Genomic DNA, 20,822 nt, shown 5'->3' on the forward strand with positions numbered 1-20,822 from the left:
TCTCTTTCATTAACCCTATTATTCCCCCTTTCAAACCCGCACCGCATTTTCAAACCATTTGATTCCATAAGCCCCATTTTTAAATCAGTGGGGTTTACAGAGTTAAATTTAAAGGAGAGATGATGGCAAAAGTAGAAGTGGAGTTAAAAAAACTCTATCAAATTTTAGTGGATGCTGAATATTTTTATCAGGTTCCCGATTACCAACGCCCTTATGTGTGGGATAAAGATCATTTAGGGGCTTTGATTGATGATTTAGTGGGCAGCTATACCAACAACAGAGAAGATGAGTATTTTTGCGGCTCTATTGTGATTGCTGAAAATCCAAAAGATAAAAGATGGGATGTTGTGGATGGCCAACAGAGGCTAACAAGTTTTATTATCTTAGCTTGCACGATTTTAAAGCTTTATAAACACAGGTTAGGGCAAAAATCTAAAGATTTTATTGAAGGGAGTATTTATGATAAATACGATAAAGAAAAAGAGCGTCTGAAGTTCTTAACCGCTCAAAATTACAATAGTATTTTTGAAAACACGGTGTTAAACAATTTAGAGTTTGAAGATAACATTAAAAAGAGCGAATTGAATAAGAAATTTGAAGAAAACACTTATTTGCGTAACGCTTATTATTTCAAGGAGCTATTGAATGAGAGCATGGAAAATGGTTCCATAAGCGATATGGATGATTTTGTCAAGTGGTTTTATGAACACATTGCTTTGACTAGGATCATTTGTTTTGAGCAAGACAGCGCGATGCAAATCTTTCAAGTGTTAAACGACAGAGGCCAACCCTTAAGCCCTATTGATATTTTAAAATCCAGTTTGATGCAAGAAATCAAACAAGATAGTGAAAAGCGTAAGGATTTTATAACCACTTGGGACAAATTGGTTGAAGCTTGCAAGAGCGTTGAAGGCATAGATATTGATTTGGAAGACTTTTTTAACATGTATTTAGAATACGCTGATCCTAGCGCTTCTAAAAAGAGAGCCGATAAGGGATTAAAAAAGGTATTCAAAGACAGCAAAAAAGACGCTTGCGAGTTCATCTATGAGATTAGCGAGTTCATGAAAGCCTATACCGCATTGCTAAAAAAACAAGACCGATATGTCTATTTATTGAGGTATCTCCCCTCTAGGTATTGGGCCAGCATTTTAACGACCGCCCTTTATGTCAAATACCCTGATTTTGACGCTTTGAAAAAGCTTTTGGTGTCTTATTATTACCAAACTTGGATTGCAGGAGGCACGATCACGCGCATCAAGCAAACGAGCATCAACATTATCAAAAATGTTAAAAGCAATAAGAGCGTTGAAACCATCCAAGAGCTTATACTGAATAATATAGAATCTTATAACACCTTTGACCAATACCACTATAATTTATGGGAGAGCTCTTCTGTTTATCCTAGCAAATGGTTACGCCCTGTCTTAGCCCTAGCTAACTATTTCATGGCAGATGAAGAGAAACCCCATTTTATCGTTATGGATGCCGAAACCCAAGTGGAGCATATTTTACCCCAAAATCCCAAAAAGGGCAGTCAATGGAACGCGGATTTTAACAAAGAAAAAAGAGAAGAATGGGTAAATCATATCGCGAATTTAACCCTTTTAAAGCGTAAAAAGAACGCAAAAGCCTTAAATGGGGATTTTGATGAAAAAAGAAAAATTTATGGTGGCAAAGACCCAAGCAAAGTGATTAGCTGTTATGACATCACTAAAGAATTGTATAGCAACTATAGGAAGTGGAATGAGAAGTCCCTAAAAGAGCGATACAAATCTTTGTATAACACTATCACGCCTGTTTTACACATAGAAGGGCAAGAAGAGGAATATGAAGATGATTTTGATCTAGAATGATTGAAAAACCATCAAGCATCAAAACAACAAAGGGGATAATCAATGCCTAAAAAAGAGCTATTAAAGATGTCAAAGAAAAGGATTTTTAAAGACTTCTTAAAAGAAGCCAAACAACACCGCCCCATTGTTTTTTATACAGATAATGATTGTGATGGCATGTTAGCTGGCAGCGTTTTAATGTCTATGTGTTACAGATTGGGTATTAAAGATTTCTTTTTCTTTAGCCCTTTAAGGAATGTGCATGGTTATGGTTTCACCGATTTAGCCATAAATGATTTATTGTCTAAACCTTGCATCTTTAACCCTAAAACCAACCAATTAGTCCGCCTAGATTGCATTAAAAACCAATTTCAAAAAAACCCCCTATTGTTTAGTGCTGACTTGGGAGCGGATTTGGCCGCTAACAACAAATTGCAAGAAATCTTATTAGAACATTTTGAACAATGCATCATCACAGACCACCATAAGAGTTTTGAAGTTGATTTGATTGATGGAAATAAAATCGCCTACATTAACCTGAATGATGGAAAAGACGCTAACTATTATAGCGGGGCTTTCACAAGCGCTTTAGTGTTTAATCAAATCTTTCAAATACAAACCACTCCTTTAGAAGAAGAATTGATTGCTATCACGCTTTTAAGCGATCGCATTGATTTGGATAATGAGAATAATTTGGATATGGTTTTGAATTTAGCGCAAGCTAAACATGAGCGCATTCAATGCTTTTTTAAAGATAAAGATCTTTCTTTGGCCCAAGACGATTTAGATGGAATTTCTAACTTATACGGCTTTAATTGCATCAATTATATCAACGCTTTAAGCCGTTTGAGTGGGGCTAGAGAGTTTAAGGGTTGCTATGATAGCTATTTGCATTATCTGGTTTTAAAACATTTCAATCCCATAAACGATCCGTGCTTAAGCGTCTTTAATGTTAAGGAATTCAAAAGGTACAACGACATTAAAAAGAAAATGGTGAAAGAAAGCGAAGAAAACGCTCAAATTTTTTCTTGTAACAAAATATTAGTGGCTATTTTAGATGAAAGCTGTTCTATTAAAGTGGGTGTCAGCGGTTTAGTGGCTAATAACTTTTTAAAAAATACCCTTCCAATCGCTCCCTTTGTATCTATAGAGACAATAAAGACGGGTATAGCGGTAGCGCTAGAGGCGATAGGAATTTTTTAAGCCAGATTAAAACCATTCCTTTAATACAAGCTAGAGGGCATGAAGAAGCTTTTGGGTTGAGCTTTGCAAAAGAGGATTTTAAAAAAGTGATCAAAAGCTTACAAGCCTTATAAAGTCAAATAACGCTAAGGCTGAATTTAAAAAAGAGGACTTGGCATGTTGTTGGATTATGATTTTTTATTGTTATTGAATGATGAGAGTGGGAAGCCAACCAGATACTACTATTTGTTACAAGATTTTGAAAAGGATTTTGTGGCTAGTGAAGTGGCTCAAAATAGAGCGAGGCAATTCGTTAAGGAAATCATTGGGATAGAAGCCCCTAAGACTAAAAACAGCACCATTAAAGTTTCTAACACGAAAGCTTCTGCTATTGGGAGCGAAACGATTGGAAGTTGTGATCTTAAAAAGGCGTGTGAAAAAATCAAAAGCGGACTACCCTTTGGGACTATCTCAGCCTTTAAACCCTTTAAAGACGCTTTTTACAGAGATTTCAATCATAATGAGCAAAAATTACTGATAGGGGCAGCTAAAAGCGGTTGCATTCAATCTAGTGCTGATAAACTGGCTCAGTTAAAAACATGCTTACTCTATTGGCAGGACAAATCTGTTAAAGTGGATTGGGATAAACCCATTTTAATCAAGGACTTCTTTAAAGGCAATAATTACCTTTATAGGAGGTTGTGTTTTTTATTGGGGAAGCATTTTATGGATAGATTTTTTAAGAATAACGCTAAGGCGAGCGTGAAAGACTTTATGTCTAGTAAGGAATTTGTCAATAAATACCGATACACCCCCAAGCAAAATACAGAAAGAGCGAAAAAGCTGCAATCGTATTTAGAGAGTAAGCGCGATTTTATGGGGTTTGTTCAAACGCTTAACTCTTTAAAAAACAGCCCGCAAGATCCTTTTTTACCCGATGAAGAAATAAGCTTTTTGGTGTTCGCAAATGAGCCTACTATCATATTTAATTTAAGGGACTATTTATTGGTGTTAGTGCAAATATTTAACCAACAAGCGATCTGTCATTGTGAAAACGCAAAAAAATACCCTATAGAATTGATCAACGCTTCACCGGGTAAGGACTTTAACAAAACACAAGACAGTTTCTCAGACATCAAATTTTCAACGCCCAATCAATTAGAACAATCTCTCAACGCTCTTAAAAACAAGCTAGCCACATTCTTTTCAAAACACCCTGATAAAAACAATGGTATAGAGTTTAATGAAATCGTTAAGACTCAAATAGAAGCGCTTTATATGCCGCAATCTAGCGATGATTTTGATGATTTTCGCGAGCATCTTGAAGAGAGTATTAAAAGTTTTATCAGAGCGAAAAAAAATCGTTATGGCTTTCCTAAAATATTTGATGTTGCAGACATAGAACAAGAAGAGAGGGAAGTCATTGAATGGCGAGAAAAAGAGAGAGCGTCAAAACAAAGCTATAAACAAAACCTTCAAATCAACAAAATCGCTAACGATTTAAAGCGTGATAAGGTAGTGGATAAAAGAACGATTTTAAGCGTGATAGACGCTGATATAGAGCGTGGTTTTATCCTGCCTAAAGATTTGTTAAAGCAATTAGAAAAAATCAGCGCTTCTCTTTCTAAAGACATCGTAATAGCGATAAAGCAAGTAGAAAAATTAGAGCTTAACTACGCGCTAATAGACAATATCCAACACAACACGCTTGATGACACGCTTAATTTTACCTTTATTATTGGGGATTCTTTGAGCGTTCAGTCGCTTTATGTTACCTTTGATCTTGTGATTGACATGGATAGACCTATGAGCGAGCAGTTTCTCAACCATATTGGGGAATTGGGGAGTTTTGAATCTAGAGAGCGAGCGTTAGAGTGGGTGCGACTAGCAGAATCTAAACTGATCATTGAAACGCCCAGAGAAGTGCTAAAAAATGCGGAATTATCGCAAATTGAAGAAATATTAACCGGCTGTATTTTTAATGGTGCTTACCGCCTTCAAAACGATCTTAAGGGCAATAGACATGGAAATTTTAAATAAAATTCACACCCCAACAAGGAGGAATAACGCCATGCCAAAAAGATAAAGAACATTAAAACGGGTGATTATAGCGGATTTTTAAAACAAATTTTTTATCAAGGAGTATTTTATGGGTTTTCAAAACGAAAATGAGTTAAAAGTAGGCGCGTCAGTCAAAGCCACAATCAATAACAAAGTGGTGGAGGCTAAAGTCATTAATATTGGGTTTAATCGTGTAACCTTAAGGAGCCAAAAAGGCAACGAAGCCGCATACGCTTTCAATAGCGAAAAATTCTTAAAATGGTTTAAGGAAGTACCTTTGACCGAGCATATGAGACTTCACGCTGAAAATAAAAAAGCGGACATTTTAGATGGGATTAAAGTGGTAACTAGCGGACCGAGTGTCAAGGAAAGAACTTCTACTCCTAAAGAGCCTAAAGAAAAAGAGGATAAGTATAAGCTAATGTTTGATTTTGGCGATGTTAAGACTAACTTTATGGCGATTGCGGAGGACTATGTGTTAGCAGAGCGTAAAGGCAGATTAGAACAATTGATGTCGCCTTTAGTGTATGGTGGTAATGGTTTCCATGCGTCTTTAGTGATTATGTGGGCGTTATCGTATGCTTCTCAATTAAAGCGCCATAGCGACCAAGAGTGGGCTAAAATGTTAGAAAATCGCAACCCTGATGAGTGTTGGTTTGAAACTTTTGACCATATGGACAACACTGATTTAAAGTTATTCTGTGATGTTTTGAGTGCTTACGCTCAAGGGCAAGAGAAAGCGTTAAATCTCACTAAATTGTGGGCGCAAATGTTACCTAAAAACAAAAAAGAGGCTTATTTTGTAGCGCAACTCTTATGCGATGGCGGTATCAATAAATACGATTTAAGTTGCGGAGGCTTAACTGCTAACTTATTAGCCGATAATCTTTGGTCTTATGGTTTTAGAGATGAGGATTATGACGATGAGGGTAATGTGATTAAGGATTTAGACCCTAAAACTAAAGAGGTATTAGCAACTTATAATCCACCTAAAGACCCTTTAACTGGGGAGGAAGTGAAAGAATAACCCCCCCTAGTGGGGTGGCTCTCCTTTTTTAATCTCTTTTCTTTTTTATTCTTTAGTTTTCTTGTATCATAAGCGTTATAATTGATTTATAGCGATTAAAGCCGTTTAAATCAATTTATAGCGTTCTTTTAAGAAATCGTGCGCAAATACCCGTTTTCGCTCAGCATGACATACAAGCGCCCCATGATTTCTTTCTTTTCTTCCATGTTCAGTTGGTTGTTGTCCTCAATTTTTTGCTTTAAAAGGCGCTCGATCTCTTTAGTGTCATAGTCTAAATCGTCTAACACGTCTAAAATCGTTTGGGCTTCGCAAATATCTTCCACCTCATAATCGCCTTTTTCATCAAAAACCACGCTAAATTCCGTAGGGTGTGTGAATAAATTGTGTTTCATGCCTAAAACTTCTTGATACGCTCCCACTAAAAAGAACGCTAAAAAGTATTCTTCTTCATCTATGTCTATATCATGCAAAAACAAGGGTTTGGTGGAATCAAAAGCGATTTCCCCATCGCTATCGCAAGTAATATCCCACAAGCTCGCGCTCCTGGTGGGCTTTTCGTCTAATTTATTCAAGGGCATGACCGGGAAATTCTGCTTCAAGCCCCAATAATCCGGCAAGCTTTGGAAAAACGAGCAATTCAATAAATAGCGCTCTTGGACCTGCTCTTGAATGCGCAAAATATCGTTGTGATCCTTAACATAAAGCAATTGCACCGCTTTTTTGACGATCAAATGGGCTAAAACTTCAGTGTTGCTCCTGTCAATCAAATCAATATAGCCCAAATCAAAAAGCGTGAATAGCGACTCGGTGTGATCAAAACTATCATGCAAGTATTCAATGGCGTTTTTTTCATTGATATTAGCGAGCAAGTCTAGCATTTCATCAATCAAGGGGGGGTTATTACTTTCTTTGATTTTTAGGGATTTTTCATTGTATTCATGCGAAAACAATTCTAACACCGGGGCCACTAAAACGGCATGGTTAGCGGAAATGTAACGGCCTGATTCAATGAAAATGTCCGGCTCGATTTCTTGCTTATTTTTCACAATTTCCCTCAATAAAAACACCACATCAGCGCTGAATTCCTCTAAAGTGTAGTTCTTGTCTTGGTGGTGCTTGTGTTGGGTGTATTCTACGGCTAACCCCCCTCCAATATTCACGCTATTGAGATTTTTAGCACCCATTTTACGCAATTCTGCATACAAGTTACCCGCTTCTCTTAAAGCCTTTTTTAAGGGCGAAATATCGCTGATTTGAGAGCCTATGTGGAAATGTATCATGTGGAAATGCTCTAGTAAGTCGTTTTCTTCTAAAAGGCGTATCGCTTCTAAAACTTCAGTGCTGCTAAGACCAAATTTAGAATTGATTCCCCCACTCTTTGCCCAAACGCCAGTGCCAGCACTGTGCAAACGGATGCGAATGCCAATTTTAGGGCATGCTACAAAATCGTTTTGTTTAGCCACAGAGATAATGGTTTTTAACTCATTCAAACCCTCAATCGTTAAAGTGATTTCATGCTGCATGCTTTTAGCGATAAAGCCAAGCTCAATCATTTCTTTGTCTTTAAAACCATTCACGGTGATAGGGGCTTTAGGGTTAGTGTAGCTCATCGCAATGATGAGCTCAGACTTGCTCCCGGCTTCTAACCCGTAATCCAAACCCTTAGCCCCTTGCACTAAAGGGAAAACAAACGAGGGCATTTGATTGACCTTTAAAGGGAAAACCGCCTTAAAAGCCCCGCTGTATTGATACTCTTTAATCGCTGAAGAAAACGCATCAAACAGGCTTTTGATTTGTTTTTGCACCAAATGGGGGAATCGCACCAACAAAGGCCCTCTATAGCCCTTATCGCGCACGCTTTGAACGATTTCTAAAAGCGAGGGGTTTTTGCCATGACAAACTTTAACCAAGCCTTTTTCTATCTTAAATTCGTTATTGCTCCAAAAATTAATCCCATAATCATGGACTTCTTGCATTTTTTATCCTTTTATCACGATAAGGTTTTAAAGAGGTTAGGGTTGTTTTTAAAATCTCTGATCGCTTCTTCATAAACTTTTTCAATTTGAATGACTGAATTTTCTAAAGTGTAATTTAAAGCGCTTTTAGCGTATTCGTTTTGCATTCTTTCTCTTTCAAGCTTGTTTTCTAACCACCAATCTATTTTAGTGCTCAAATCTTTAGCGTTATTGGGCTCAAACAATGATCGTTCATCTAGCGCGAATTGCCTGGTCGCGCTTAAAGGGCTATTAGCGATAACAGGCACAATCCCCACGCTAATAGCTTCTAAACACGCAATCGCTTCGCTCTCCACATTGGCCGTGTGCACATAAAGGGTGCAAGTTTTTAAAATCTCTAACAATTCATTGGAATTGACAAACCCAAACTCCGTTTTTACGCCTAGTTTTTGGGCTAGAAGTTTGATTTTTTTCTCATCAGGCCCTTTGCCTTTGAGTAATAATACAATGTCTTGTTTGTATCGGCTTAAAGCAACCGCTTTAATGAGAACGCTTTGATTTTTTTCATTAGAATAGCGCCCTACCATAGCGATTTTAAAGGGTGTGGTGTCAAAAAGGCTTTTTTGCGGGTGTTCAAATTTAAACATGGGATCAAAGCCGTTAGAGATAGCGTATTTTTTCCCTCCATAGTTGTATTTTTCTAATTCTTCTACAATGAATTTTGACGGGCAATGGATATGGTGGATATAGCGGTAATGCGAAGATTTAAACCACGAAAAAAGCATCATGTTAAACCAAGAAAATTGCCCCAATTTCATGTTATAAGAAATATGCTCTGGCTGTAAATGGAAAGAGCCAATATAAGGCACTCGCATTTCTCGCGCGATTTTTACGGCTGTTTTTTCTAGTAAAAAAGGCAAATAAGTATGGATCATATCCGCTCCCTTAAAAGCCTTTCTTAAGATTTTTTCATCGGGTTTAGCAAAAAGAATGTGTTGTTTGTGTGAGATTTCTGTAACTAAGGGGATATAGCGCTCTTTAAGGTTGTAATACCCTTCTTCTTCACTCCCTAAATTATCCACATGAGGGGCAACCACCCTCATCGCATGCCCTCTTTTTTTCAGCGCTTCAAAAAAACGAAACGCTGTCATAGAAGTGCCATTACTGGTGTCTTTAAAGCTATCCACGACTAAAACAATAACCATTTAACTACTCTTCTTTAAAATTGAATTTAAAAGGCTTTTTATCAAACACCACGATTTCTATCATTCCCTCTAAAACCTGAATGTCTAACACAAACGCCTCTATTTTTATTTCAGCTTTTTTCACGCCATCTTGAATGACTTGCGCTTTAATGAGCGCTTCTTGATTCAATTCTAGGGGGGCGTAAAAATTGATGTTATTAGAAACCACCACGCTGTGCCTTTTATTCAACGCGCACAAGGCCGCATAATTGCACGCAATAAGCACAAACCCGGCATGCACAAAATTTTCTTCATACACCATGCTTTCATTGCCCTTGAAACGCGCATGGGCTATATCTTTTTCTAAAACGACTAGTTCAGTGCCAACGCTTGGTTTGAAATTCTTACAAGTCTCTAAAGAGTCATAATCCACACGAACGACTGATTCTTGCACTATCTTATCCTTTATTTTAACGCTTGCTTGGTTTGAGCATCTTAAAATACCCCCTTAAAGGAGCGTCATACCCCTCTAAAGTTTTAGAGTGATCCGTTTTATCCAAAAAATCTTCTAAACTCTGCCCCAAAATAAAATCCGTTTTACGCTGTTCTTTAGGCGTGGTCTTTGAAACGCTAAGAATCTCAAAATTTTCAAACCCTACCCTTTCGCACCACCCTTTTAAAGCGCTAACGCTAGGGATAAAATAAACATTTTTCATTTTAGCGTAAGTTTTTTTAGGGCAAAGGGCGATGTCTAGGGGCGAATCAATAATAAGCGTATCCAACACCAGCTCCCCTTTTATCTTTAAAGCATGATATAAGGCTTTTAAAGCTTCTAGCGGGCTTTTCCTATGGTATAGCACCCCTAAACAAAAAATGACATCAAAAGCGTTAGGATACTTTTCATGCAAACCCTCTACCCCTAAAGACTCATAAATGATTTTTTTTTCTTTATCAAAAAAGGGGGCTAAAAATTCAAATTGTTTTTTGACTAAAACGCCCGGATCAAACCCCACCAAACTTTTAGGCCCATGTTCTAGCATTTTAAACAAGTAGTAGCCGTTATTGCAACCCACATCAGCCACTATTTTGTCTTTTAAAGGAGTGGCGTTTTTGACTAGATCCCATTTAATGGAGCTATCCCATTCGCTATCAATCTTAATTTGAGAAATTTCAAAAGGGCCTTTACGCCATGGCCTTAACGCCATGATTTCTTCTAAAAGGGTTTTTGGATTGAATTTATCGTTACAAATCAGCATGACTTACCATAGCGTGGGGGTTTTTTTAAAAAAAGGAGGGTTTAAAAGGGATTCTAAATGAGAAGAGCTAATCCCATAAATAAAAGCGAAATTAAACGCTAAATTTTTTAATTGCTCTTTTAAGTTGTTTTGGGTGGTGTAACAATAAGGGTTATTTTTTTCAAAAAAAGCCGCGCTGTTTTTACGACAAAACACGACAATTTTCCCCCACGATAAAGTCTCAAGGGCTTTTTGAAGCATCATTTCAAACAATTCTTTTGACGCCTCAGCGACAACCACCCTTGCCGTTGTGCCATAGGGGGCTATTTCTAAATTTTTATTCACAAAAAAGGGTTTGCAATGATCTAGTGGGTATTCTTTTTTGCCTAAAAGATTCAAATCAAACGCAATTTGCAATTTCTCGCACAATTGAATCACCCTTTTTAAAGGCTCTAAAAAGATGCATGGCATTTTGAATTCGTGTTCTTGTTTTTCATAGACTAAAGCGCTGCAAAAAAACGATTGGTTGAGAACAATCAAACGGCTTTCTTTTAGATTTTCTTTCAAGCGCTCTTGCTTATAAAACAAATGGAGCCACTCCAATTTATCAAAAAAGGCTATTTTACACCCCTCTATAATGAATAAATCTTCAAGGCTCTCTTTCAAGCACCATACAAATTCGCTCACGATGATTTTAGAAGCGATCTCTAATTCTATGGGGCTTAACAGCGCCCCGACCACGCGCTCGTTCAACAAACAAAATTTAAACAAATGGTTCAAAGAATGCTCTATATCTTTAAGCTTGATCCATGCCACATCCCTATCGCTTAAAGGATATTCTCCTGCGTATAAAATCCCATAAGCCCCTAACTCTAAAGCTTTAGGAATGAGCGTGTGATCTTTGGCTACAAATAAAGAGCCTTTTTGGACTTTGTTTAAAGACAAAACAATAGAATTAAAATAGCTGATTGAGGGCGTGTTTTGCAATTCGCCCAAACTCAACTCTACGGCTTCATTCACCCCTAATCGCATTTAGCTGATCAAACTTCCTGCAATTTTTTCTCTGGTAGGGCTAATTAAAGCCAGATTATCATTATCTCGCACCGCTAAAATCATGCCCTCACTCATTTCGCCCATAAGCTTTGCAGGCTTTAAATTAGCCACCACGCACACCATTTGCCCCACCAAGCTTTCAGGCTCATAATCCAAAGCGATCCCTGAGATGATCTGCCTCAAACGGCCTTCGCCTAAATCCACTTTCAAGCGCAGTAATTTATTGGATTTTTCAATCCTTTGAGCTTCTTTGATAAGCCCCACTTTAATCTCTACTTTTTTGAAATCCTCAATGCTGATATAGTTTTCTTGTGTTGGTGGGGCTTTTTCTTTTCTATCTTTTTTTTCTTTTTCGTTTTTTTCTGGTGAGGCTTCTCCCGCTTTTTCAGCCTTTTCAATTTTCTCCATTTTACAAAATAAAGGTTCGGTGTCTTGTAAAATCATATCTTGTAATTTTTTAGCTTTAAAAAAGCGTTCATAATTATTGGGCGTGATTTCTGCATGAAAAGCGCTCGCTAATTTCATAGCGCTCTTTGGCATGAACGCATAGAGTAAGAAGCTTGATTGCAACAGCGCGTTTGCGATCAAACCCAATAAGGCTTCTAGTTTTTCTGATTCGTTGTTTTTGTGCAAAACCCATGGCTCTTCTTTAGCGATGAGTTTGTTTAAAAAATCATAAACATTAAACAATTCCTCTAAAGCTTTATGCAATTGCATTTTAGGCACGAAAGAATTAGCGTTATCTAAGATTTGATGCACTTTTTCTAGCTCTTTAGAATAATAAGCGGTGATTTTGTCGCTTTTTAGAGAATAATTGAAATATTTTTTAGCCATGCCTAGCAAACGATTCAGCAAATTCCCCAAATCGTTATTCAAATTCGCATTGATCCTTTCTATTAACGCTTTTTTAGAAAAATCCCCATCTTGCCCAAAAGGCACTTCACGCAATAAAAAATAGCGTAATTCTTCAATCCCATACTCCATGGCGAACTTTTGAGCGTCTAAAACATTACCCAAGCTCTTACTCATTTTCACGCCCTCTATCGTCCACCACCCATGCACGCAAAGCTGTTTGAATAGGGGCAAATTCAAACTCATCAAAAAGGCTGGCCAATAAATAGCATGGAAGCGTAAAATATCCTTACCCACAATATGCCTAGCGCGTTCAAAATGCGCCATTTTATTGTCTAAACCGTTCAAATACCCTAACGCGCTCGCATAATTCAATAAAGCGTCCAGCCAAACATACACCACATGTTTAGGATCGTTCATTTTTTTAGGCAAAGGAATGCCCCATTCAAAACTCGTGCGCGTGATAGACAGATCCAATAAACCCTGCTCAATAAAAGAAGTTACCTCATTTTTACGATAAATAGGCAAAATCGCTTCAGGGTTTTTGGCGTAAAACTCCAATAAAGGCTTCTCATATGCGCTCAATTTAAAAAAATAACTCTCTTCTTCTAAAAGCGTGGTTTCTCTCAAGCAATCAGGGCATAAGACTTTATCGTTCGTATTGTCCGTTTTAGAAATCGCGCAATAACTCTCACAGCTCACGCAATAATACCCGCTATAAGTGCCTTTATAAATATCCCCTTTTTCAAACATGATTTCAAAGGCGTTTTGCACGCATTTTTGATGCTCGCTGTCTGTGGTGCGGATAAAACCATCATAATCTAAATTGAAAAAATCCCATTGGTCTTTAAAAATCGCACTAATGCTATCGGCGTAAGCTTTAGGGCTTTGATTTCTCAATCTCGCGCTTTGTTCGATCTTTTGCCCATGCTCATCGGTGCCGGTTAAAAAAAAGACTTCTTCGCCTTGAAGCGTGTAATACTTCTTTAAAGTGTCCGCAATCAAAGTCGTATAAGCATGGCCAATATGAGGGATGTCATTCACATAATAAATGGGGGTTGTGATCAGTGATTTTTGCATCTTTATAATCGTGTTACCTTAAATTTGTTTAAATCTCTTAATTTTAACATGCTTTTAAAAATTTAGAGAATAGAGGTTGAATTTATGCTTATTTGTGGGGTGTTTTTAGCTTAAAATTCATTATAATTAACGCTCAAAAAATTGAAAAATGAGTTCAAGGAATAGACAGATGATTTCAAAATTTTTGCTCAAAAGCATGTTCAAGCAGTGGAAAAACGGCGATTATCAGGTCGTTTTTTGGGATAATAGCGTTTATAGGAATGGCGAACATTCGCCTAAATTCACCCTTAAAATCCATCGCCCCCTAAAATTTAGCGATATTAAAAAAGACATGTCTTTGACGATCGCTGAGGCTTATATGGATGGCGTGATTGATATTGAAGGCTCTATGGATGAGGTGATGCACTCTTTGTATTTGCAAACCAATTATGAGCATCTGCACAAGCATGATAGCGCTAAAGCCGTTCAAAAACCCCTTAAAGAAAGCTCCAACATTTCTAAACATTACGATTTAGGGAATGACTTTTATTCTATCTGGCTGGATGAAACCTTAAGCTATTCATGCGCGTATTTCAAAAAAGATGATGACACCCTCCATGCCGCCCAGCTCCAAAAATTAGATCACACTTTAAAAAAGCTCCACCTAAAGCCTGGCGAAAAACTGCTGGATGTAGGCTGTGGCTGGGGCTATCTCTCTATAAAAGCCGCGCAAGAATACGGGGCAGAAGTGATGGGGATCACCATTTCTAGCGAGCAATACAAACAGGCTAACAAACGAGTCCAAGAGTTAGGGTTAGAGGATAAAGTAACGATCAAATTATTGAATTACCAGGATTTAGACGGGCGCTTATACCGCTTTGATAAGGTGGTGAGCGTGGGCATGTTTGAGCATGTGGGTAAGGATAATTTGCCCTTTTATTTCAAAAAAGTTAAAGAAGTGTTAAAGAGAGGCGGGATGTTTTTGCTCCACTCCATTTTATGCTGTTTTGAAGGCAAGACTAACGCATGGGTGGATAAATACATCTTTCCAGGCGGTTATTTGCCCTCTTTAAGAGAAGTGATGAGCGTGATGAGCGAGTGCGACTTCCACCTGCTCATGGCTGAAAGCTTACGAATCCATTACGCCAAGACTTTAGACATTTGGCGAGACAACTTCAACCACAATCTAGACCAAGTGAAAAGACTCGGCTATGACGAACGCTTTATCCGCATGTGGGATCTGTATTTAAGGACTTGCGCTTCCGCTTTCAGGGTGGGGAGCGCGGATTTATTTCAATTGCTCTTAACCAACAGCGTGGATAACACTTTCCCCTTAACCAAAGAATACATCTACCAATAATTTCAGATCTTAGCCCCTTCTTTCAGGCTAACTTCTGGCAAACTCTCCACATACAAACTCTGTGATGGGAAAGCAAAACTCAAATGGTGCTTTTCCACAATCCCCATGATTTTTAGCATCACGTCTTCTTTGACTTCTAGCCACTCTTCCCAAACCACCGTCTTAGAAAAGCAATACACCAAAATATTAATAGAGCTGTCCGCAAACTGATCCAAAAAGACAAACAGATTGTTTTTATACCCTAAAAAATCATCAATAGAAACAATATCCTTTTTAAACATGTAGCGGTAATCGCTCGCGTTTTGCAAAGCGCTATCGGCTCCATTAGCGATTTTGGGGTGGTTTTCTAACATTTCTTTAATGTCTTTCACGCAAAGCTGTAAAGCGCTTTGACTGGAGCTATAGGTTAAGCCTATTTCCATTTTAATACGCCTTCCCACTTTACGCCGGCTCCAATTCCTGATGGGTTTTCCGGCTAACTCTGAATTAGGCACGGACAAAAGAGCGTTATCAAAGGCTCTGATCGTGGTGCGTCTTAGCCCCATTTCCACCACCGTTCCTTCCACTTCACCGCACACGATCCAATCCCCTTGAGAAAACGAATTATCTAATAATAAAATGACCGAAGCAAAAAAATTCGCCAACACGTCTTTAACCGCCAAAGCCACCGCTAACCCCCCAATCCCTAAAGAAGCGATGATGGCTGAAACGTTAAACCCTAGTTGTTTCAAAACCCCTAAAAGCGTAACGATAAAAATCAAAAAATACACGACTTTTAAGATCAAGTTGATCACTTCTTTTCTAAAATTGTGCGTGCTTTTGGTAGCCATATTCGTAACTAACGCTTCCCCATAGCCCTTAAAAAGTGCTATCACTAACCATGCTAAAAGCATGATATACACCGCGCCCACCCACATAGAAACTTTAGGGGGCGATGCGTTAGGGTAGTAGAAAATATCTAAAGCTATATCGCAACTAAATAGGGCTAAAAAGACAGAAACCGGCGAAACAATGCTTTTTTGCACATTGACATGCATTGTTTTATTGCGCTGCATGATTTCAAAAATACGATCTAACAATAAGGCTAAAAGCCAAGTGATCAACTTCCTTAAACCCAGCAATAAGGCTAAAATCGTCAAAGCCAGCGCGATCTTACTCACTTGCAAGCTATGGGTTGTGAAAGGCAAAACCTTGCTGATTTTGTTTAACACAAAATCCATATTCACTTCCATGATCAAGTTTTTAGGAAGCACTTCTTTAGGGTGGTTTTTAATGTAACGCAAGACTTCAGTGTAAGTGTTCAAACGCAATTCATAATCGCTAAACATCTGCTCTAATTCATGCATTTTGACATTGCCTAAATTTTTAGGGAAAGTGTAGAGTTTGAATTGCCCTAAACGCAAAAGAAAAGCATCGCTGATACTTTCCACATCTTTTTGTTCGCTAAAAATATCAATACTGCTCCTGATTTTATCTATAAAACGATACAAAATTTCATCTATCAACAAAATATCTAAAGACAATCTATCTTTCATGAAAGTGTAGAAATCATCGCCCTTAATGCTTTTAGACAAACGCTTTTTGATTTTTTCCTGCTCTTTTAAATTTTGGTTTATATCAATTCCGATCTTATCCCTTTCATTCAACACTTTAGAAGTCAAACTTTTAATCAAATCGTTCTTTTGGGTGTTATACAGAGAGACTTCAGCGCTTCTTTCAGGGTTTTTTTTGTAAGTTTCAATGACTTGATTGAGCTGGTTGATTTGATTGAAAATTAAAAACAAATCCACCGCATCTGTTTCATGCTCTTCAACCGCTCTCAAAGGATTTAAAAAGAGCGATAATACCAATACCCACCACAATAATAAACGCATGCGAAACCCTACTCAAACAAGATAAAATTTTTCTCACAATTTCTAGCGATTATACCAAAGATTAGAAACGCTTCGCCCCATAAAGTTACCCATGCAATTTGAAAGCGCTTTTTATTTATCCCTAAAAAGCGGGCTTTAACTCAATTGTGAGCCTCTTTTCAGATCGCTATATTGCTTGATGGCTTTGAGTATTTTTACATTTTATGATTGAGATTCAATTAAAAACAGAATCTTAATTTTTAACAAGTCTTGCTTTATTTGATATTTTTAATATTTTTATAGCAGGATTTCGCATAGGCCGTAGTCAAAAAGCTTTCCTTGTTCGGTGCGATAAAGTCATGGATAATGTGCATGTCTTTTATTCTTACATGTTTCACTTTCATGTTTCACTTTTTATGTTTTTCGCTTTTATTGAATGTTTTCATATAAGATCTATGTTTTAGAGATTTCCAACTCTATCTCTTGTCATTGGGCTATTTTGATGATCAATCTTTAGAAGAAAGAACCATAAAAATGTAGTATCCTATGCCTATAAGAAAAACAAGAATTAAGAAAATGAGTAATCCCCACTCTAAAGAATCCATAACTCCTCTTTAAAGAATGTCAAAAGTGGTGCGCTTGGCAGGACTCGAACCTGCGACCTACGGCTTAGAAGGCTGTTGCTCTATCCAGCTGAGCTACAAGCGCATTGAATGGTATTAATGTTAGGTGGTACGCCCGAAGGGAGTCGAACCCCTAACCCCCAGATCCGAAGTCTGGTGCTCTATCCAATTGAGCTACGAACGCTTACAATTCAAATAAAGGAATGACTAACATAAAACTTGGTAAAACGCTTATTTTATGAGATGGGGTGGAAGATGGGAATCGAACCCACGACCCTCAGGACCACAATCTGATGCTCTAACCGACTGAGCTACTCCCACCATTCAATGAAAGGAAGCGATATTCTACCAAAGAATCTTAAACAGAACAATAAACTACGCAAAAAAGTGGTCGGGGCGAAAGGATTCGAACCTTCGACCCCTTGGTCCCAAACCAAGTGCGCTAACCAGACTGCGCTACGCCCCGAAATTTTCACATGAAGCGTTATTATAACTGAATTTTCTAATTTTTGAGCGTAATTTTTCAAAAATACCGCTAAAAATCAAAATTGACGCTCAAAAAACACCCAATCCAACTTCCCCACCCTTTTAAAAGCTGCTTTTTTAAAAACAGCTCTAAATGATTCTAAGCTTCTCGTTTCTTAAAAACTACTTTCGCTTTTTCATCTCGCTAGAAACTTTTTCATAATGTTCCATGTGTTTTTTGCTCAACTCTTTGGTAATATGCATCATCACTTTGTGATAGGCTTGATTCATGATCTTTCTAATGGCTTGATCATGATCGGTTTCCTTAATCTTATACATAAAAGTTTTAGGGACAAAACCTCCAGAATTGGTGCGCCGCAACTCCACTCTTTCAATCACAGCCTTAATCTTTGAAACATCAATACCAAAACTATGGATAATGTCTTCACTTTTTGGTTCAATAAAATTCAAATTCAAATACCCTGAAGACATGTCTATCACTTTTTCTTCATTGAGCGCATCGCTCTCTTCTACAATATCTTCTAAGATAGCCACATTCCCATCCATGCGTAAAACGAGCAACGCTTTTTCTTTGATGTCTTGAGGGATTTCGCTAACATCTTTAAATTGCGAAACGCTATAGCCTTTTCTCTCTAAAAAACTACTCAATTGGAGGAACAAAGACTTCTCAAACTCTTTTTGATAATTTTCAGGGATAACTTTATTAGCCTCTATCTTAGGATCGATTAAGACAACCAAATGGTTATTTTTAGGCTCTTGTTTGCCTTTAATAGGATAGTGGAAATGCAAATCCACAGACTCACCCATGTTATTGTGCTGCTGCTTCATAGGCATTCCATCAGCTAGAGCCGTATAAAACGCCCCACTCACTAACAACGATCCTAAAACGATTGCTAAACTACCTTTTTTCATTAAATTCCTTTCTTTCTTTTTATTTAAAATCAATTCCTAATCTTATCCAAAAAATCCCACTTTTAGCGCTATTTTTAAGATAATCATTCCCATTCAATCGTTCCTGGTGGCTTAGAGGTAATATCATACACCACCCTATTAATACCATTCACTTCATTAGTGATGCGGTTAGAAACCTTTTCTAAAAAAGAATGCTCTAAAAAAGAAAAGCTCGCTGTCATGCCATCGCTCGCATTCACCGCTCTTAAGCAAATAGCGTTTTCATAAGTGCGATTATCCCCCATAACCCCTACAGAATTGACATTTAACAGCACGCAAAAGGCTTGCCAAACCTTGTCATATAAATCCGCCTTTTTAAGCTCCTCTATAAAAATAGCATCCGCTTCTTGCAAGCGTTTGATCTTACTCTCACTGATTTCTCCTAAAATCCTTACAGCAAGCCCAGGCCCTGGAAAAGGGTGGTGCATTAAAAAATCCTGGCTAACGCCCAATTCCTTACCCAACAAACGCACCTCATCTTTAAACAATTCCCTTAAAGGCTCTATGAGTTTAAAGTCCATCCATTCAGGCAGTCCGCCCACATTATGGTGCGTTTTGATCACTTTTGAAGGCCCTTTAACGCTCACAGATTCAATCACATCAGGGTATAAAGTGCCTTGGGCTAAAAATTCAATTTTGCCTTTTAAATGGTGCTTTTTGGCTTCTTTTTCAAACACTTCAATAAAGGTTTCGCCGATGATTTTTCGCTTCAACTCAGGCTCGCTCACGCCCTTTAATTTAGACAAAAAGATTTCTTTAGCGTCTATCGTGTTTAAAGGGATTTGCAAGTCTTTAAACATCGCTTGCACCCTTTCTTTTTCATTTTTACGCAACAAGCCATGATCCACAAAAACAGCGATCAAATTATCCTTAATAGCTCTGTATAATAGCGTAGCGACCACCGTAGAATCCACGCCCCCACTCACCGCGCACAAAACCTTAGCGTTAGCGATTTTTTCTTTCAATCGCGCGATCTCTCTTTGAGCGAAATGCTGCATCCCCCAAGTTTTTTCACAGCCGCAAACTAAAAGGGCAAAATTTTCTAAAATCTTACCCCCCTCTTCGCTTTGGATGACTTCTGGGTGGAATTGCAAGCCAAAAATCTTGCCGTTTTCAATCGCACAATGGGGGGAATTAGGACTTTTTGCAAGGGTAGTAAAGCCTTTAGGCAATTCTATGACTTTATCCATGTGGCTCATCCACACAAGGCTTTTAATCTTCACGCCTTCAAAAATCACAGAATTTTGAGCGATTTCTAAAACAGCCTTACCAAATTCTTGCTCATTCGCACAAGCCACCACGCCCCCAAAAAAATCCACCAAATACTGCATGCCGTAGCAAATCCCTAAAATCGGCAAATTCAAATCAAAGATTTTCTCGTTAGGCTTGTAAGCGTCTTTAGCATACACGCTCGCTGGCCCCCCACTCAAAATCAAACCTTTAGGGGCTTTTTTTTGAATGTTTTCTATGCTTTCAAAAAAAGGGACTATTTCTGTATAAATCCCGCTCTCTCTCAATCTTCTAGCAATCAGCTGTGTGTATTGGCTCCCAAAATCTAATACTAAAATCATCGCTCATTCTTTATTTTTGTGGGATCTGTGTTTTATTGTATTGATTTTTGTAATTCACCCTATAGCTTTCAGCCAACTCAGGCGCTTTTTGCACAAACCAGCGTTCTAATTTTTCTAGTTCGTATCTGTAATTTCCACCTTTTGAGCAATATTGAGAATCAATCAGCGAAAACACATAGAGCGTCTTATTTTCTTTAGATTGGAATAAAAACTCCTTATGGAATAGCGCTTTTTTAGGCATGCCACTCATCAGAGTCTCAGGCAATAAAAAAGCGTCAAAATCACAAAGCACTTTTTTACTCAATTTGTTGCTTTTGGTAACCACAAAAATGATCTCTTTTTTCATGTCTTGTTTAAAAGCTAATGAAAGCACATTCAAAAAGGGCGGAGTCAAACTTTTATCCACCCTAACCTTAAAAGCTTTAGAATCCCCTAATAAGACCCCCATAAATAAAACCAACCCCACGCAACATTTCAAACTCGTTTGAAAAATATTCATCTTTTATCCTTTAAGTGTCAATATTGAAAACAGAAA

Annotated in this window: 15 protein-coding genes, 4 tRNA genes and 1 pseudogene; 5 read left to right on the forward strand and 15 right to left on the reverse strand. The window is 37.9% G+C overall.

The genetic code is table 11. The annotated features are described in order from the left end of the window. Nucleotides 1-122 precede the first annotated feature (122 nt). The 4 genes and pseudogenes from H7N67_RS04165 to H7N67_RS04180 all read left to right on the forward strand — a co-directional run bounded on the left by H7N67_RS04165 (nt 123) and on the right by H7N67_RS04180 (nt 6,105). Entirely contained in the window at nt 123-1,856 is a 1,734-nt protein-coding gene (locus H7N67_RS04165; protein WP_187939156.1) for a DUF262 domain-containing protein, read from the forward strand. A gap of 42 nt (nt 1,857-1,898) precedes the next feature. Next, nucleotides 1,899-3,151: pseudogene (locus tag H7N67_RS04170) on the forward strand (single-stranded-DNA-specific exonuclease RecJ). 43 nt (nt 3,152-3,194) lie between these two features. Further along, complete coding sequence (locus tag H7N67_RS04175) at nt 3,195-5,057, forward strand: hypothetical protein (RefSeq protein ID WP_187939157.1); 1,863 nt, start codon at nt 3,195-3,197, stop codon at nt 5,055-5,057. A gap of 109 nt (nt 5,058-5,166) precedes the next feature. Next, the gene (locus H7N67_RS04180) at nt 5,167-6,105 is read left to right on the forward strand and encodes a hypothetical protein (protein ID WP_042637107.1); all 939 of its coding nucleotides are present in this window, start codon (nt 5,167-5,169) and stop codon (nt 6,103-6,105) included. A gap of 128 nt (nt 6,106-6,233) precedes the next feature. Here the strand turns inward: H7N67_RS04180 and speA are convergent, their stop codons facing one another. Genes speA through metG form a run of 6 tightly spaced genes read right to left on the reverse strand, consistent with a single transcriptional unit; the run spans nt 6,234 to nt 13,464 of the window. Next, nucleotides 6,234-8,081: an arginine decarboxylase gene (gene speA / locus H7N67_RS04185; protein WP_187939158.1), complete on the reverse strand. Its 1,848-nt coding sequence runs from the start codon at nt 8,079-8,081 to the stop codon at nt 6,234-6,236. A 14-nt stretch (nt 8,082-8,095) separates the two neighbouring features. Then, on the reverse strand, nt 8,096-9,265 hold the full coding sequence (locus H7N67_RS04190) for a glycosyltransferase family 4 protein (protein WP_187939159.1): 1,170 nt from the start codon (nt 9,263-9,265) through the stop codon (nt 8,096-8,098). Nucleotides 9,266-9,269: 4 nt separating this feature from the next. Further along, nucleotides 9,270-9,698 carry a hotdog domain-containing protein gene (locus H7N67_RS04195; protein WP_001158316.1) on the reverse strand — a complete coding sequence of 143 codons (429 nt, stop codon included), beginning with the start codon at nt 9,696-9,698 and terminating at the stop codon, nt 9,270-9,272. Nucleotides 9,699-9,714: 16 nt separating this feature from the next. Further along, the gene (gene cmoB, locus H7N67_RS04200) at nt 9,715-10,500 is read right to left on the reverse strand and encodes a tRNA 5-methoxyuridine(34)/uridine 5-oxyacetic acid(34) synthase CmoB (protein ID WP_187939160.1); all 786 of its coding nucleotides are present in this window, start codon (nt 10,498-10,500) and stop codon (nt 9,715-9,717) included. Between the two features lie 3 nt (nt 10,501-10,503). After that, the gene (locus H7N67_RS04205) at nt 10,504-11,511 is read right to left on the reverse strand and encodes a ferrochelatase (RefSeq protein ID WP_187939161.1); all 1,008 of its coding nucleotides are present in this window, start codon (nt 11,509-11,511) and stop codon (nt 10,504-10,506) included. Then, nucleotides 11,512-13,464 (reverse strand): methionine--tRNA ligase, encoded by a 1,953-nt coding sequence (metG, locus tag H7N67_RS04210; RefSeq protein WP_187939162.1) that lies wholly within the window; start codon nt 13,462-13,464, stop codon nt 11,512-11,514. A gap of 169 nt (nt 13,465-13,633) precedes the next feature. On the opposite strand from metG, the gene cfaS reads away from it, so the two are divergent. Further along, nucleotides 13,634-14,803 (forward strand): cyclopropane fatty acid synthase, encoded by a 1,170-nt coding sequence (gene cfaS / locus H7N67_RS04215; RefSeq protein ID WP_000623819.1) that lies wholly within the window; start codon nt 13,634-13,636, stop codon nt 14,801-14,803. Between the two features lie 2 nt (nt 14,804-14,805). On the opposite strand, the gene H7N67_RS04220 is transcribed toward cfaS, so the two are convergent. From H7N67_RS04220 to H7N67_RS04255, 9 genes are all read right to left on the reverse strand, one after another. Next, a complete protein-coding gene (locus H7N67_RS04220; protein WP_187939163.1) occupies nt 14,806-16,677 on the reverse strand; it encodes a mechanosensitive ion channel family protein in 1,872 nt (623 codons plus the stop codon). A 610-nt stretch (nt 16,678-17,287) separates the two neighbouring features. After that, a tRNA-Arg gene (locus H7N67_RS04225) sits at nt 17,288-17,364 on the reverse strand. A gap of 22 nt (nt 17,365-17,386) precedes the next feature. Then, nucleotides 17,387-17,463, reverse strand: a tRNA-Arg gene (locus H7N67_RS04230). Between the two features lie 60 nt (nt 17,464-17,523). Beyond that, a tRNA-His gene (locus tag H7N67_RS04235) sits at nt 17,524-17,600 on the reverse strand. A 67-nt stretch (nt 17,601-17,667) separates the two neighbouring features. Beyond that, nucleotides 17,668-17,745, reverse strand: a tRNA-Pro gene (locus tag H7N67_RS04240). A gap of 182 nt (nt 17,746-17,927) precedes the next feature. Further along, entirely contained in the window at nt 17,928-18,677 is a 750-nt protein-coding gene (hpaA2, locus tag H7N67_RS04245) for an HpaA2 protein (protein WP_187939164.1), read from the reverse strand. Nucleotides 18,678-18,696: 19 nt separating this feature from the next. Further along, complete coding sequence (locus H7N67_RS08140) at nt 18,697-18,804, reverse strand: neuraminyllactose-binding hemagglutinin-like domain protein (RefSeq protein ID WP_332258186.1); 108 nt, start codon at nt 18,802-18,804, stop codon at nt 18,697-18,699. Continuing rightward, nucleotides 18,761-20,287, reverse strand: coding sequence for a glutamine-hydrolyzing GMP synthase (guaA, locus tag H7N67_RS04250; protein WP_187939165.1), 1,527 nt, complete (start codon nt 20,285-20,287; stop codon nt 18,761-18,763). The genes H7N67_RS08140 and guaA overlap by 44 nt, the downstream gene beginning before the upstream one ends. 10 nt (nt 20,288-20,297) lie before the next feature. Next, nucleotides 20,298-20,786, reverse strand: coding sequence for a hypothetical protein (locus tag H7N67_RS04255; RefSeq protein WP_001020235.1), 489 nt, complete (start codon nt 20,784-20,786; stop codon nt 20,298-20,300). Nucleotides 20,787-20,822 lie beyond the last annotated feature (36 nt).

This window comes from Helicobacter pylori (genome assembly GCF_014498195.1).
Taxonomy (GTDB): domain Bacteria; phylum Campylobacterota; class Campylobacteria; order Campylobacterales; family Helicobacteraceae; genus Helicobacter; species Helicobacter pylori_DO.